This is a genomic window from Streptomyces sp. DSM 106670, assembly GCF_055792845.1.
Map to the genome: position 1 here is coordinate 7,760,634 of NZ_CM147704.1, position 15,550 is coordinate 7,776,183.

A 15,550-nucleotide genomic window follows, 5' to 3' on the forward strand; every position below is an offset into this window, starting at 1 on the left:
AGCAGCGGGGCGGGGCTCCGGTGCGTTGTGCCGGGGCCCCGCCCACCGCACCGTTCGGGACGGGAGATCTCCCCACTCGATCGAGTGGATCTTGCTGCCCATGTATGCGATTCGGGCCGGGAAACAGGCCCGCCGACGCGATCATTCGGCGGTGATCTCTTCGATTCGGACGGCCCACCGTCCCAAGTCCCTGCTCCCGGCCGGGCTCGGTTTACTCGCTCTCGTCACGCTCCTCCCCGCCGTACCGGCCGCCGCGGCGCCCGCGCAGGACACGTCTCCCCGGGTCGAGGCGCAGGCGCCGGGCCGCCTCACGACCCCGGCCGAACGCAGGACCGCCGCCCGCCTCGACGCGTTGCGGGACAACCCGGCGCGGCTCAAGGCGTTCTTCGCGGCGCTGCCCAAGGGCGGCGACCTCCACAACCATCTCTCGGGCGCCGTCACCACCGAGTATCTGATCCAACTCGCGGGCGAGAACGGCCTGTGCATCGACGCCACCGACACCGCCGTGCGCCCGCCCTGCGGACCGGGCACCCGGCCGGCCGCCGACGCCCGCACGGACGCCGCGTTCCGTCAGCGGATCGTCCGCGCCTGGTCGATGCAGGACTTCCCCGCCGACCAGTCCGGCCACGACCACTTCTTCGACACCTTCGGCAAGTTCGGCGAGGCGACGCGCGACCGCGGCAAGATGCTCGCCAACGTCGCCAACACCGTGGTGGAGCAGAACCAGTTCTACCTGGAGACCCTGGTCACCCCGGCCTCGGACTCCGCGAAGAAGCTCGCCGAGTCCGTGGGCTACGACGCCGATCTCGCCGCGTTCCACCGGAAGCTGGTCGCCGGCGGCAAGCTCGACGCGGTCGTCGCCGAGGCCGTACGCGAGGCGGACGCCGCCGACGCCCAGTTCCGGGAGACCGCGCACTGCGACACCGGCCGCCCCGACCCCGGCTGCCGGCTCCCCGTCCGGTGGATCTCCCAGGTCTCCCGCGGCAGTTCGAACGAGCGCGTGTTCACACAGATGGCCGTCGGCATGCGACTCGCGGAGCGCGACCCGCGCTTCGTCGCCGTCAACCTCGTCCAGCCGGAGGACGGGGAGAGCGCCCTGCGCAACTACCGCCTCCAGATGCGGATGCTCCAGTACCTGCGCACCCAGTACCCGGACGCCCGCCTCACCCTGCACGCAGGTGAGCTGACCCCCGGCCTGGTCAAGCCCGAGGACCTGACGTTCCACATCCGCGAGGCCGTCCTCGTCGCCGGAGCCGAACGCATCGGCCACGGCGTGGACCTGGTCCACGAGGACGACTGGCAGCAGCTCGCCCGGACCATGGCCCGGCGCGATGTCGCCGTCGAGGTGCCGTTCAGCAGCAACAAGCAGATCCTGGGCGTCGCGGGCGACGACCACCCGTTCAACGCCTACCGCCGCTACGGCGTCCCGGTGGTCCTGGCCACCGACGACCCCGGCGTCTCGCGGATCGACATCAGCCACGAGTACCAGTACGCCCGCGCGACCTACGGCCTCGGCTACACCGAGCTGAAGGACCTGGCGCGCGCCTCGCTGACGTACGCCTTCCTCGACGGCGGCAGCCTGTGGGCCACCGGCGCCGAGCGCTCCGGCTACCGCCCGGTGCGCGTCTGCGCCGGATCCCGGCCGGGCATCGCGCCGCCCGTCCCGGCCTGCGCCCGCTATCTCGCGGACAACGCCAAGGCGGCCACCGAGTGGCGTCAGGAAGCGGCGTTCGCCGCATTCGAACGCCGGCAGGGCGGAGCGCGCTGACCCCGCGCCACCGCTGACCGTCCGACGACCGGGGGGCGGGACCGTGCAGGGCGGCCCAGAGCCGCGCACGGTCCCGCCCGCCCCGTAGGACGCGCGGCCCGCCCGGCCCGCCGCTACGCTCGCGGCATGGGAGAGAGCGGAGAGGACGAGACCGCCGAGCCGCCCGCGGACCCGGGCGCGCCCGACGGCGCGGACCCGGGCGTGCCCGACGGCGCGGACCCGGGCGTGCCCGACGCCGACCACGCCAAGCTCGCCGCGATCGTCGACGCCTGGGCCGCCGCGATCGTCACGAACGACGCGGCACGGATCGCGGACTTCACGGCCGACGAGTGGGTCATCGTCTCCGAGTCCGGCATCACGGACCGGGAGGCGTTCCTCGGCTACGTGAAGTCCGGCGACCTGACCCATTCGGCGATGCGGGCCGTCACCCCGCCGAGGATCCGGGTCCACGGCGACACCGCGACGATCACCGCCCGGATCACCAACACGGCCCACTACGGCGGCCGCCGCTTCGACGCCGACGAATGGACCACGGACGTCTTCGTGCGGCGTAACGGCCGCTGGCGGTGCGTACTCAGCCACATCACGCCCGCCGCCGCCCCGACGGACCCGTCGCCCGCCGCATGAGCCGGACGACCGGCCCCGCCCACCGGAGGAGGTGCCTCGGCTACCCGGCCGCCGCGGCCGTCTTCGCCATCGGCATGGCGGGCACCACGCTGCCCACCCCGCTCTACGGTCTCTACCGGGAACAGCTCGGCTTCTCCGAGCTGATGGTGACCGTGGTCTTCGCCGTCTACGCCCTCGGGGTGATCGCCACCCTGCTGCTCGCCGGGAACGTCTCCGACGAGACGGGCCGACGGCCCGTTCTGCTGGCCGCCCTGGGCTTCTCGGCGGCCAGCGCGCTCTGCTTCCTCTTCGAGGGCGGGCTCCCCGCCCTGTTCGCCGGCCGTCTCCTCTCCGGCTTCGCCGCCGGACTGCTGAGCGGCGCTGCGACGGTCACGGTCATGGAGCTTGCCCCGCCGGGGCGCGCGGCCAGGGCCGGGCTGGCCGCGACCGCCGCGAACATGGGCGGCCTGGGCTGCGGTCCGCTCCTGTCGGGACTGCTCGCCGAATACGCTCCCTGGCCGCTGCGGCTGCCCTTCGTCGTGCATCTGGCGCTGATCGCCGTGGCCGCCGCGCTGACCTGCCTCCTGCCCGAGACGGTCACCTCCCCCGTCCGCCGTTTCCGGCTGCGGCCGCAGGGGCTGGCCGTCCCGCCCGAAGTGCGCGCCGTGTTCGCCCCCTCGGCGCTGGCCGCCTTCGCCGGGTTCTCCCTGCTGGGCCTCTTCACGGCGGTCGCCCCCGCGTTCGTGGCCGAGACGCTCGACGTCCACAATCTGGCCCTGACCGGGCTCGTCGTCTTCTCCGTCTTCCTCGCCTCCACGGCCGGGCAGGCGCTCATGGGGCGGGTCGGCGAGCGCCGGGCCCTGCCGGGCGGCTGCTTCGTCCTGGTCGCCGGACTCCTGCTGGTCGGGGCCTCCTTGCTGTTCGCCTCACTGCCGCTGCTCGTCGCCGGGGCGCTCTGCGGCGGCCTCGGGCAGGGGCTGGCGTTCCGGGGCGCGGTGAAGGCGATCAGCGCGGCGGCGCCGCCCGAGCACCGGGCCGCGACCGTGTCCGCCTTCTTCGTGATCGCCTACCTGGGCATCTCCCTGCCCGTCGTCGGTGTCGGCGCGCTCACCCTGGGCATCGGACTCAGGAACGCCGGACTGACCTTCTCCGGCTGTGTGCTCGCGCTGGCCCTGGGCGTCGGCCTGCACCTGGCGCGGCGGCCTCCCGCACCCCGGTGACGTACCCGCCTCCGGCGATGAACCCGCCCTTCGCCGACGTACCCGCCTCCGGCGATGAACCCGCCCTTCGCCGACGGACGTGCCCCCGGGAGACGGACGCGCCCCCGGTGACGTACGCGCCCCGCGTCGGCGTACAGGCTCCTTCCGCCCCGCGTACGCCCGCCTCGTTCACGTATGCGAAAACCCCTGCCGCCCCCGCCGATCATGGTGCGAGACTGGCCCGGTGGACACTGCGACGCACTTTCGGCAGACGGTCATCGCCTGGGCCGCCGGTGACGAGAACCCACCGGCGCCCGACGAGGCCGCGGCCGCCCGCGAGCTGGCCGCCGGCCTGGGCCTGCACACCGTGGTGCTCGTGGAGGGCGTCAGCGACCGGGCCGCCGTCGAGGCGCTGGCCGAACGCCAGGGGCGCGACCTGACCGCCGAGGGCGCCGTGGTCGTGCCGCTCGGGGGCGCCACCAGCATCACCCGCTTCCTCCGCCTGCTGGGGCCCGACGGGCTCGACGTCCGGCCCGCCGGCCTGTGCGACGCGGCGGAGCAGCGGTTCTTCCTCCAGGGCCTGGAGCGGACCGGCTTCGGCACCGCCCGCACCCCCGACGACCTGGAGGCGCTGGGCTTCTTCACCTGCCACGCCGACCTGGAGGACGAGCTGATCCGGGCGCTCGGCACCGACGGCGTCCAGCGGGTCATCGACGACCAGGGCGATCAGCGCACCTTCCGGCTCTTCCAACGGCAGCCCGCCCAGCGCGAGCGGCCCGTCGAGGCGCAGCTGCGGCGCTTCATGGGCACCATCGGCGGCCGCAAGGAGCACTACGCCCGTGCGCTGACCGAGGCCCTCGACCTCGGGAGCCTGCCACGCCCGCTGGACGGACTCCTCGCCCACCTCTGACCGACGGCTCGCGCCTCTGGACCGACAGCTCGCGCCTCTGACCGACAGCTCGCCGTTCAGCGCGGGGCGAGGCTGGAGCGGCGCACCACCAGCTCCGGCTGGAGCACCACCCGCCGGTGCTCGTGCGGCACGTCCGCCGCCCCGGCCCCGGTCTCCTCCAGCAGCAGACCGGCCGCCAGTGCCCCCATCGTCGCCGCCGGCTGGCGTACGGACGTGAGCGGCACGGCGGCCGCCGCCGCGAACTCGATGTCGTCGTACCCCACCAGCGCCAGATCGCCGGGCACCGAGACCCCGGCGGCGAACAGCGACTGCAGCACCCCCAGGGCGAGCAGGTCGTTGGCGCAGAACACCGCGGTCGGCCGGTCGGAGAGCCCCAGCAGCCGGGCCCCCGCGTCCCGGCCCGCCGCCACGTCGAGCCGTTCCGTGGGCAGCTCCCGCAGGGCGTCCGGCCCCAGGCCCGCCTCCGCGAGCGCGGTGAGCGCACCCGTACGGCGGTCCCGGACCTGGTTGAATCCGGGCGGCCCGCTCACGTACGCGATGGAGCGGTGCCCGGCGTCCAGCAGATGCCGGACCGCCAGCGCCCCGCCCGCCACGTCGTCGACCGACACCGAGCACTCGGTGGTTCCCTCGGCGACCCGGTCGACGAGGACGAACGGGATGTCGTGGCGGCGGAAGGCCTCGATGTTGCGCCCGGTCGCGTCGGCCGGGGTGAGCAGCACGCCCCGGACCCGCTGTTCCGCGAAGAGCGCCAGATACTCCGCCTCCTCGCCGGGGCTCTGCGCGCTGTTGCAGACCATGACGCCGAGCCCCGCCTCGCGCGCGGCCCGCTCCGCCCCGCGCGCCACGTCGACGAAGAACGGGTTGCCCATGTCGAGCACCAGCAGCCCCATGATCCGGCTGCGCCCCGCCCGCAACTGCCGCGCCGACTCGCTGCGGACGTAACCGAGCCGGTCGATCGCCGACAGGACCCGGGCCCGGGTGTCGGGACCGACCGTGTCCGGGCGGTTGATGACGTTGGAGACCGTGCCCACCGATACTCCGGCGACCCGGGCCACGTCCTTGATACCCACCGACTGGGCCATCAGACGGAGACCTCCAGAGGGGCGAGGGACGCGGAACGAGCCCTCAGCCTATCCGCGCGCATCAGAAGTCGAAGTCGTCGATGTTGTCCTTGTCGAACACCGTCGGCTTGCCGAGGTCGACCACCCCGTCCTTCCCGATCGTGTACGTGCCCAGCTCGCCCGCCTCGAAGGTCTGCCCCTCCGCGCCGGTGATCTGCCCGGACGCCAGGGCGATCGAGGCGTGGCCGGCCAGCTCGCCGAGCTTCGCCGGGTCCCACAGCTCGAACGCCTCGACGGTGCCGTTCTTCACGTACGAGCGCAGATCGTTGGGGGTGCCGAGGCCGGACAGCTTCACCTTGCCCCGGTACTTCGACCCCGACAGATACTGCGCCGCCGCCTTGATGCCGACCGTGGTCGGCGACACGATCCCGGCGAGCTTCGGATACTCCTGGAGCAGCCCCTGCGTCTGCTGGAAGGACTGCTGGGCGTCGTCGTTGCCGTACGCCACCTTCACCAGCTTCACGTCCTTGTACTTCGGGTCCTTCAGCTCGTCCTTCATGTAGTCGATCCACAGGTTCTGGTTCGTCGCGGTCTGGGCGGCGGACAGGATCGCGATCTCGCCCTTGTAGCCGATCTGCTCGGCGAGCAACTGGACCTGGGTGCGGCCCAGATCCTCCGCGCCGGCCTGCGAGACGAACACATTGCGGCAGTCGGTCTTGGTGTCGGAGTCGTACGTGACGACCTTGACGCCGTTCTTCATGGCCTGCTTGAGCGCGGTGCACAGCGCGCCCGGGTCCTGCGCGGACACGGCGATGGCGTCGACCTGCTGCTGGGTGAGGGTGTTGACGTAGGAGACCTGGCCCGAGGTGTCGGTGGCGCTGGTCGGGCCGACCTCCTTGAAGGTGGACCCCCGCGCCTCGACGGCCTTCTGCCCGCCCTTGTCGGCGGTGGTGAAGTAGGGGTTGTTGACCTGCTTGGGCAGGAAGCCCACGGTCAGGCCCTTCTTGGTGGGCGCGTCCGGGTCCGCCTTTCCGGCCGAGGCGGCCGAACCGCCCTCCTTCTTCACATCGCTCTTGGTGGTGCCCCCGCAGGCGCTGACGGCGAGTGCGAGGGAGGTGACGGCCGCGAGGGCCGCACAGGTGCGGCGGATCGATGACGTACGCATGGCGGGAGTCCTTTACGGAGGGAGGCGGGTTACGGAGCGGAGCCGAGGTGGCGGTTACGGAGTCGACATGTCGGGCACGGAGCCGGGGAAGCGGTTACGGAGTCGACGTGTCGGTCACGGAGCCGGTGACGCGGTCACGGAACCGGCGCCGAGGCCGGCGGGGGAGCCGAGGCGGCCCGTCGCCCCGCCTTCGCGACGGCGATCTGCCGCCCGACGCGCGGGCCGAGCACGGAGACGACGAGCAGCACACCGGTGACGACGATCTGCGACTGCGCGGAGACGTCCCCCAGGCTCATCACGTTCTGCAGCGCCCCGAGGAGGAACACCCCCGCGATCGCGCCGCCGAGCGTGCCCTTGCCGCCGTCGAAGTCGATGCCGCCGAGCAACACGGCTGCCACGACGGACAGTTCGAGGCCGGTGGCGTTGTCGAAGCGGGCGCTGGCGTAGTGCAGCGCCCAGAACACACCGGTGAGGGAGGCCATCAGGCCGGTCACCGTGAACAGGATGAGCTTCTGCCGTTTCACCCGCACGCCCGCGAACCGGGCCGCCTCCTCGTTGGCCCCCGTCGCGAACAGCGAACGCCCGAACGGCGTCGCGTGCAGGGCCAGTACGGCGACGGCGAGCAGCGCCAGGAACGGCAACAGGGCGTACGGGACGAACGTGTCGCCGATCCGCCCCGCGGCGAAGTCGAGGTAGGGCGTGGGGAAGTCGGTGACGGCGTCCGAGCCGAGCACGATCTGCGCGATGCCCCGGTAGGCCGCCAGTGTGCCGATGGTGACCGCCAGCGACGGCAGCCCGAGCCGGGTGACGAGCAGCCCGTTGACCAGCCCGCAGACCACACCGAGCAGCAGACAGACCGGAATGATCGCCTCGATCGGCAGGCCCTGGTTCCACAGCGCCCCCATCACCGCACCGGAGAGACCGGCCGTGGACGCCACCGACAGATCGATCTCGCCGGAGACCACCAGCAGCGTCATGGGCAGGGCGATCAGGGCGATGGGCAGGGTGTTGCCGATGAGGAACGACAGGTTGAGGGCGTTGCCGAAACCGTCCACGAAGCCGAAGGACAGCAGCAGCACCACGATCAGGAGGGCGCCGACGACCGTGTCCCAGCGGACGGCGCGCGCGAGTGCGGAGTCAGCCATGGCGGGCGTTCCTCTTCTTCAGTGCGGACGCCACGCGCAGGGCGACGATCCGGTCGACCGCGATGGCGAGGATGAGCAGGAAGCCGTTGATCGCTAGCACCCACACGGAGCTGACGCCCAGCGCGGGCAGCACACTGTTGACCGAGGTCAGCAGCAGCGCCCCGAGCGCCGCGCCGTAGACCGTGCCGGAGCCTCCGGTGAAGACCACACCGCCGACCACGACCGCGCTGACGACGGTGAGTTCGTAACCGGTGCCGGTGCCCGAGTCGACGTTCCCGAAGCGCGCCAGATACAGCGCGCCCGCGAGTCCGGCCAGCGCCCCGCAGAAGGTGTACGCGAGCAGGATCCGCCGGCGTACCGGAATCCCCGCCAGCCGCGCGGCCTCCGGGTTGGAGCCGAGCGCGTACAGCTCGCGCCCGCTGCCGAAGTGCTTGAGGTAGTACGCCGTCGACACCAGCAGGGCCAGCGCGATCATCGCCAGCCAGGGCACCGCCGAGATCCCGCCGGAGCCGAAGTCCACGAATCCGTCCGGCAGATCGGCCGCCGTGATCTGCCGCGAGCCGACCCAGATCGAGTCGATGCCCCGGATGATGTAGAGCGTGCCCAGCGTCACGACCAGCGCGGGCACCTGGCCCAGGCTCACGAGCAGCCCGTTCAGCAGCCCGAAACCGACGCCCAGCAGGACGGCCAGGGCCACGGCCACCACCGGGTGCCCGCCGCCCTGGAGATACGTACCGGCGGCGAAGGCGCTGATGCCGAGCGTCGAGCCCACCGACAGGTCGACATTGCGGGTGATGACCACCAGCGACTGGCCGGTGGCGACCAGCGCCAGGATCGTGGCGTTCAGCAGCAGGTCCTTGATGCCCTGCTCGGAGAGGAACGCGCTGTTGCCGAGCTGGGTCAGCACCAGCATCACCAACAGCACGACCAGGATGGCGAGTTCGCGCATCTTGAAGACGCGGTCCACCAGCCGGGTGCTGCTGGAGGAGGGTATCGGCGCGACGGGCGCCGTTTCGGTGGTCGTCACCGTCATGCGGCGGCCCTCCCGGTGGCAGCGGCCATCACGGACTCCTCGGTGGCGTCGGAACGCGGGATCTCGGCGGTGAGGCGGCCCTCGTGCATCACCAGCACCCGGTCGGCCATGCCGAGGATCTCGGGCAGGTCGGAGGAGATCATCAGCACCGCCACCCCGTCCGCGGCCAGCGAGCTCAGCAGCCGGTGCACCTCCGCCTTGGTGCCGACGTCGATCCCGCGCGTCGGCTCGTCGACGATCAGCACGGCGGGCCCGGTGGCCAGCCACTTGGCCAGGACCACCTTCTGCTGGTTGCCGCCGGACAGGGTGGACACCGCGTCGGCGATCCGGGCGTACTTCACCTGAAGCCGGACCGCCCAGTCGAGCGACCGGCTGCGCTCGGCGCCCCGGTCCATCAGCCCCGCCCTCCTGGTGGCGCGCAGACCGGTGAGCCCGATGTTCCGCTCGATGGACATGCCCATCACCAGGCCCTGGGCCCGCCGGTCCTCCGGGACCAGGGCGAGGCCGGCGGCCATCGCGGTCGACGGGGCGCCGTTGACGAGCGCCCGCCCGGCCACCTCGACCTCACCGGCGTCCCACCGGTCGACGCCGAAGACCGCCCGCGCCACCTCCGTACGCCCGGCGCCCACCAGTCCCGCCATGCCGACGATCTCGCCGCAGCGCACATCGAAGGAGACATCGGTGAACACGCCCTCGCGGGTGAGCCGCCGGACGCTCAGGGCGACCTCGCCCGCCTCGACGTGCTGCTTCGGATAGAGCTCGTCCAGATCCCGGCCGACCATCCGGCGGACCAGGTCCTCCTCCTCCATGCCGGCCAGCGGTTCACTGGCGATCAGCGCCCCGTCCCGCAGGGTCGTGACCCGTTCGCAGATGCGGAAGATCTCCTCCAGCCGGTGCGAGATGAACAGCACGGCGGCCCCCTGCTCGCGCAGCGCGCGGACCACGCCGAACAGCCGGGCAACCTCACTGCCGGTCAGCGCGGCCGTCGGCTCGTCCATGATCAGGACGCGGGCGTCGAAGGAGAGGGCCTTGGCGATCTCGACGATCTGCTGGTCCGCGATCGACAGGCCGCGCGCCGGACGGTCGGGGTCGAGTTCGACCCCGAGCCGGTGCATCAGGGCGGCCGTGGCGGTCCGGGCGGCCCGGTGGTCGATCCGCCGGTACGCCCGCCGGGGCTGGCGGCCCATGAAGATGTTCTCGGTGATCGACAGGTCGGGGAAGAGCGTGGGCTCCTGGTAGATGACGGCGATGCCGGCGTCCCGGGCGTCGGCGGGGCCGTGGAAGGTGACCGGCTCGCCGTCCAGCAGAAGCCGGCCGGCATCGGGCCGGTGCACTCCGGCGAGCGTCTTGATCAGGGTCGACTTGCCCGCGCCGTTCTCCCCGGCGAGGGCGTGCACCTCGCCGGGGAAGAGGTCGAGCGACACATCCCGCAGGGCCCGTACGGCGCCGAAGGACTTGGAGACGTCCCTCAGGGCCAGCACGGGGGCCGGATCCTTGGCGGACCGGTGGGTCATCGGTGGCTCCTCGACGACGCGGAGGGCGTCCTCACGGCATCGTGAAAGGTTTCAAATGAGTTGCCGGGACGTTAGGCAGGTCCCTTGGGTCGCGTCAATGGGGGTGAACGGAAATTCTCGACCGGCCCTTGCGTTCGTGAGGCCCTGTCAGGTCAGGCCTGCCGGAAGGGTTGACAGCTCTCGGGGGCGCTCCTACCTTCAAGCCGCGTGAATCGTTTCAGATTCATTCGCGTTCACACCGATGTCACAGGAGCGACGAAGTGACCGAGCCCGCCACGGTGAAGGCCGCCCTCATGTCCCAGGCCATCGAGACTCCCTCCTGGGCGTACGGGAACTCCGGGACCCGCTTCAAGGTCTTCGCCCGGCCAGGCGTGCCCCGCACGCCCCAGGAGAAACTCGACGACGCGGCGAAGGTGCACGAGTTCACCGGAGCCGCACCCACCGTCGCCCTCCATATTCCCTGGGACACGGTCGACGACTATGCCGCGCTCGCCGGGTACGCCCGCGACCGGGGCCTCACCCTCGGGGCCGTCAACGCCAACACCTTCCAGGAGGACGACTACCGCCTCGGCAGCGTCTGCCACCCGGAGGCCGCCGTACGCCGCAAGGCGCTGGACCACCTCCTGGCCTGCGTCGACATCATGGACGCGACAGGATCCCGGGACCTCAAGCTGTGGTTCGCGGACGGTACGAACTACCCGGGGCAGGACGACGTCCGCGAGCGGCAGGACCGGCTCGCCGAGGCGCTGGCCGCCGTGTACGAACGGCTCGGCGACGACCAGCGGATGCTCCTGGAGTACAAGCTGTTCGAGCCCGCCTTCTACACGACCGACGTACCGGACTGGGGCACGGCCTACGCCCACTGCCTCAAGCTCGGCCCCCGGGCCCAGGTCGTCGTGGACACCGGGCACCACGCACCCGGCACCAACATCGAGTTCATCGTCGCGACCCTGCTGCGCGAGGGCCGGCTCGGCGGCTTCGACTTCAACTCCCGCTTCTACGCCGACGACGACCTGATGGTCGGGGCGGCCGACCCCTTCCAGCTCTTCCGCATCATGTACGAGGTCGTCCGGGGCGGCGGGCTCACCGCGGATGTCGCCTTCATGCTCGACCAGTGCCACAACATCGAGGAGAAGATCCCCGCGATCATCCGCTCGGTGATGAACGTGCAGGAGGCCACCGCGAAGGCGCTCCTCGTGGACCGCGAGGCGCTGGCCGCCGCCCAGCGCACCGGCGACGTCCTGGAGGCCAACGCCGTGCTCATGGACGCTTACAACACCGACGTACGTCCGCTGCTCGCCGAGGTCCGCGAGGACCAGGGCCTCGACGGCGACCCGATGGCCGCCTACCGGCGCTCCGGCTGGGCGGCGAAGACCGCCCAGGAGCGGATCGGCGGACAGCAGGCGGGCTGGGGGGCGTAAACCCTCCGGGCCCCGGCCCTCCGGGCCCCGGCCCTCCGGGCCCCGGCCCTCCGGGCCCCGGCCCTCCGGGCCCCGGCCCTCCGGGCCCCGGCCCTCCGGACCTCTCCGCGCGCCACGACCGACGGGCCGCACACCCGCCCGGTCCCACGACCGCCCCGCCACTCCGCCGCCCCTGAGCGAAGGACACCGAGGAACCCATGGCACTCCACCCCGAAGCCGCGGCGCTGCTGGCCCGCTCCCACCGGCTCGGCTCCGACCCGCGCAACACGAACTACGCAGGCGGCAACGCCTCCGCCAAGGGCGCCGCGCCCGACCCGGTCACCGGCGACGACGTCGAGCTGATGTGGGTCAAGGGCTCCGGCGGCGACCTCGGCACCCTCACCGAGGAAGGGCTCGCCGTCCTCCGCCTCGACCGGCTCCGCGCCCTGCGGACCGTCTACGCGGGTGCGGAGCGCGAGGACGAGATGGTCGCCGCGTTCGACTACTGCCTGCACGGCAAGGGCGGGGCCGCCCCCTCCATCGACACCGCCATGCACGGCCTCGTCGACGCCCCGCACGTCGACCATCTGCACCCGGACTCCGGGATCGCGCTGGCCTGCGCCGCCGACGGTGAGAAGCTGACCGCCGACTGCTTCGGCGGGACGGTCGCCTGGGTGCCCTGGCGACGCCCCGGCTTCCAGCTCGGCCTGGACATCGCCGCGGTCAAGGACGCGAACCCGGGGGCCATCGGCTGTGTCCTCGGCGGCCACGGCATCACCGCCTGGGGCGAGACGTCCGAGGAGTGCGAGGCCAACGCGCTCCACATCATCCGTACCGCCGAGGCGTTCCTCGCCGAGCGCGGCAGGCCCGAGCCGTTCGGGCCGGTCCTCGACGGGTACGAGGCGCTGCCCCGGGCCGAACGCCGTGTACGGGCCGCCGCCCTCGCCCCGTACATCCGCGCGCTCGCCTCCCAGGACCGCACCCAGGTCGGGCACTTCGACGACTCCGACGCGGTCCTGGACTTCCTCGCCCGCACCGAGCACCCGAGGCTCGCGGCGCTGGGCACCTCCTGCCCGGACCACTTCCTCCGCACCAAAGTCAGGCCGCTGGTCCTGGACCTCCCGCCAACCGCCGAACTCACCGACGCCGTAAGCCGCTTGGGCGAGCTGCACGCCGACTACCGGGAGGAGTACGCCGCCTACTACACCCGTCACGCGGAGCCCGGCTCACCCCCGATGCGGGGCGCGGACCCGGCGATCGTGCTGATCCCCGGGGTGGGCATGTTCAGCTTCGGCAAGGACAAGCAGACCGCCCGTGTGGCAGGGGAGTTCTACCTCAACGCGATCAACGTGATGCGCGGCGCGGAAGCCGTCTCCTCCTATGCGCCGATCGAGGAGTCGGAGAAGTTCCGCATCGAGTACTGGGCGCTGGAGGAGGCCAAACTCCGGCGGATGCCGAAGCCGAAGCCGCTGGCCACCCGGGTCGCCCTGGTGACCGGCGCGGGCAGCGGCATCGGCAGGGCCATCGCCCGCCGCCTCGTCGCGGAGGGCGCCTGTGTGGTCGTCGCGGACCTGGACGCCGGGAGCGGGGCCGCCGTCGCCGAGGAACTGGGCGGCCCCGACCGGGCGGTGGCCGTCACCGTCGACGTCACCAGCGAGGAACAGATCGCCGACGCCTTCGCGGCCGCGGCACTCGCCTTCGGCGGCGTCGACCTGGTGGTGAACAACGCGGGCATCTCCATCTCCAAGCCCCTGGCGGAGACCACGGCCCAGGACTGGGACCTCCAGCACGCCATCATGGCCAGGGGCTCCTTCCTCGTGGCCCGTGAGGCGGCGCGCGTCATGCGCGCCCAGGGCTTCGGCGGCGACCTCGTCTACATCGCCTCCAAGAACGCCGTCTTCGCCGGTCCGAACAACGTGGCCTACTCCGCCGCCAAGGCCGACCAGGCCCACCAAGTGCGTCTGCTCGCAGCCGAGTTGGGCGCGGACGGCATCCGTGTCAACGGAGTCAACCCGGACGGAGTCGTACGCGGCTCCGGCATCTTCGCCGGCGGCTGGGGGGCGCAGCGCGCCGCGACGTACGGCATCGAGGAGGAGAAGCTCGGCGAGTTCTACGCCCAACGCACCCTCCTCAAGCGCGAAGTGCTGCCCGAACACGTCGCGAACGCCGTGTTCGCCCTCACCGGCGGCGAGTTGACCCACACCACCGGCCTCCACATCCCCGTCGACGCCGGGGTCGCCGGGGCCTTCCTGCGATGAGCGCGCCCACGCGGACCCTCGCCGCGGCCGACCTGGGAGCCTCCAGCGGCCGGGTCATGGTCGGCCGCGTCGGCCCCGACACCCTGGAGCTCACCGAGGTCCACCGCTTCCCCAACCGGCCCGTCCACCTGCCGGAAGGCCTGCGCTGGGACATCCTCGGCCTCTACCGGGGAGTGCTCGACGGGCTGCGCGCGGCGGGCCCGGTCGACTCCCTCGGCATCGACAGCTGGGCGGTGGACCACGGCCTCCTCGACGCCGACGGGGCCCTCCTCGGCAACCCCGTCCACTACCGTGACCGCCGCACCGAAGGCGTCCCGGAGAAGGTGTGGGCCACGGTCCCGCCCGAGGAGCTGTACCGGGCGACCGGCATCCAGTACGCCCCGTTCAACACGCTCTACCAACTCGCCGCCGCCCGCGGCACACCACAATTCGCAGCCGCGCAAAGGCTGTTGCTGATACCGGACCTGTTGACGTACTGGCTCACGGGCGAACAGGGCACCGAGCTCACCAACGCCTCCACCACCCAGCTCATCGACCCGCGCACCGGCGACTGGCACCACGGCCTGGCCGGCCGCCTCGGCATCGACCTCGGGCTCTTCGCCCCGCTCCGCCGCCCCGGCGACCCCGCAGGTTCGACGCTGCCCCTGGTCCAGGAGCTGACCGGGCTGCCCGGTCCCGTACCGGTCACGACCGTCGGTTCGCACGACACCGCATCCGCCGTCGCCGCCGTCCCGGCCGCGCGGGGCGAGCGCTTCGCCTACCTCTGCACCGGCACCTGGTCCCTGGCCGGACTCGAACTGGACGCACCCGTCACCACCGAGGCGAGCCGCGAGGCGAACTTCACCAATGAGCTGGGCATCGACGGCACCGTCCGCTTCCTGCGCAACATCATGGGCATGTGGCTGCTCCAGGAGTGCATGCGCACCTGGGGCCGGGAGGATGTGACATCCCTGCTCGCCGAGGCCGCCCGTGCTCCCGCCCTGCGGTCCGTCGTGGACGCGGCCGCACCGGAGTTCCTGGCCCCCGGAGACATGCCCGAACGCATCGCGGCCGCCTGCCGGGCGACCGGCCAGCCCGAGCCCGCGACCGCGGGCGCGACCACGCGCTGCATCCTCGACTCGCTGGCCCTCGCCCACCGGCGCGCGATCCACGAGGCGCAGCGCCTGGCCGACCGCGCGGTCGACGTCGTGCACATCGTCGGCGGCGGGGCACGCAACGCGCTGCTGTGCCAACTCACCGCCGACGCCTGCGGGCTGCCGGTCGTGGCCGGCCCCGCCGAGGCGGCCGCCCTCGGCAACGTCCTCGTCCAGGCACGCGCCCACGGCCTGCCCGGCGACCTCGCCTCCAGCCGTGAACTCATCGCCCGTACCCAGCCCTTGACCCGTTACGAGCCGTCGGGAGACCCGGCGGCCTGGGAGGCGGCCGCGCGCCGCACCGAAGGCGCGCGCCGTCTGCACGCTTGACCGTTCACCCGCCCCACCACCGTCCCTT

The 15,550-nt window shown here is 72.5% G+C and carries 12 protein-coding genes; 7 read left to right on the plus strand and 5 right to left on the minus strand.

From position 1 onward, the window contains the following. The first annotated feature begins 151 nt into the window (after positions 1-151). The 4 genes from ACSMXR_RS34315 to ACSMXR_RS34330 all read left to right on the plus strand — a co-directional run bounded on the left by ACSMXR_RS34315 (position 152) and on the right by ACSMXR_RS34330 (position 4,483). Entirely contained in the window at positions 152-1,768 is a 1,617-nt protein-coding gene (locus ACSMXR_RS34315; protein ID WP_473170701.1) for an adenosine deaminase family protein, read from the plus strand. 126 nt (positions 1,769-1,894) lie between these two features. Next, entirely contained in the window at positions 1,895-2,395 is a 501-nt protein-coding gene (locus ACSMXR_RS34320) for a nuclear transport factor 2 family protein (protein ID WP_473170702.1), read from the plus strand. Next, positions 2,392-3,594, plus strand: coding sequence for an MFS transporter (locus ACSMXR_RS34325; RefSeq protein WP_473170703.1), 1,203 nt, complete (start codon positions 2,392-2,394; stop codon positions 3,592-3,594). Before ACSMXR_RS34320 ends, ACSMXR_RS34325 begins: the two co-directional genes overlap by 4 nt. Before the next feature lie 223 nt (positions 3,595-3,817). Further along, positions 3,818-4,483 (plus strand): TOPRIM nucleotidyl transferase/hydrolase domain-containing protein, encoded by a 666-nt coding sequence (locus ACSMXR_RS34330; protein WP_473170704.1) that lies wholly within the window; start codon positions 3,818-3,820, stop codon positions 4,481-4,483. Between the two features lie 56 nt (positions 4,484-4,539). Here the strand turns inward: ACSMXR_RS34330 and ACSMXR_RS34335 are convergent, their stop codons facing one another. The 5 genes from ACSMXR_RS34335 to ACSMXR_RS34355 all read right to left on the minus strand — a co-directional run bounded on the left by ACSMXR_RS34335 (position 4,540) and on the right by ACSMXR_RS34355 (position 10,401). Beyond that, positions 4,540-5,565, minus strand: coding sequence for a LacI family DNA-binding transcriptional regulator (locus ACSMXR_RS34335; RefSeq protein WP_103511899.1), 1,026 nt, complete (start codon positions 5,563-5,565; stop codon positions 4,540-4,542). Positions 5,566-5,626: 61 nt separating this feature from the next. Continuing rightward, positions 5,627-6,709 carry a rhamnose ABC transporter substrate-binding protein gene (gene rhaS, locus ACSMXR_RS34340; RefSeq protein WP_473170705.1) on the minus strand — a complete coding sequence of 361 codons (1,083 nt, stop codon included), beginning with the start codon at positions 6,707-6,709 and terminating at the stop codon, positions 5,627-5,629. 134 nt (positions 6,710-6,843) lie between these two features. Next, positions 6,844-7,854 (minus strand): ABC transporter permease, encoded by a 1,011-nt coding sequence (locus tag ACSMXR_RS34345; protein WP_137227968.1) that lies wholly within the window; start codon positions 7,852-7,854, stop codon positions 6,844-6,846. Continuing rightward, the gene (locus ACSMXR_RS34350; RefSeq protein ID WP_473170706.1) at positions 7,847-8,887 is read right to left on the minus strand and encodes an ABC transporter permease; all 1,041 of its coding nucleotides are present in this window, start codon (positions 8,885-8,887) and stop codon (positions 7,847-7,849) included. The genes ACSMXR_RS34345 and ACSMXR_RS34350 overlap by 8 nt, the downstream gene beginning before the upstream one ends. Beyond that, positions 8,884-10,401 (minus strand): sugar ABC transporter ATP-binding protein, encoded by a 1,518-nt coding sequence (locus tag ACSMXR_RS34355; RefSeq protein WP_473170707.1) that lies wholly within the window; start codon positions 10,399-10,401, stop codon positions 8,884-8,886. The genes ACSMXR_RS34350 and ACSMXR_RS34355 overlap by 4 nt, the downstream gene beginning before the upstream one ends. Before the next feature lie 260 nt (positions 10,402-10,661). Here ACSMXR_RS34355 and rhaI point away from each other — a divergent pair, with 260 nt between their 5' ends. The 3 genes from rhaI to ACSMXR_RS34370 all read left to right on the plus strand — a co-directional run bounded on the left by rhaI (position 10,662) and on the right by ACSMXR_RS34370 (position 15,522). Continuing rightward, the gene (rhaI, locus tag ACSMXR_RS34360) at positions 10,662-11,822 is read left to right on the plus strand and encodes an L-rhamnose isomerase (protein WP_473170708.1); all 1,161 of its coding nucleotides are present in this window, start codon (positions 10,662-10,664) and stop codon (positions 11,820-11,822) included. Between the two features lie 197 nt (positions 11,823-12,019). Next, on the plus strand, positions 12,020-14,059 hold the full coding sequence (locus ACSMXR_RS34365) for a bifunctional aldolase/short-chain dehydrogenase (protein WP_473170709.1): 2,040 nt from the start codon (positions 12,020-12,022) through the stop codon (positions 14,057-14,059). Next, positions 14,056-15,522 (plus strand): rhamnulokinase, encoded by a 1,467-nt coding sequence (locus tag ACSMXR_RS34370; protein ID WP_473170710.1) that lies wholly within the window; start codon positions 14,056-14,058, stop codon positions 15,520-15,522. Before ACSMXR_RS34365 ends, ACSMXR_RS34370 begins: the two co-directional genes overlap by 4 nt. The last annotated feature ends 28 nt before the right edge of the window (positions 15,523-15,550 follow it).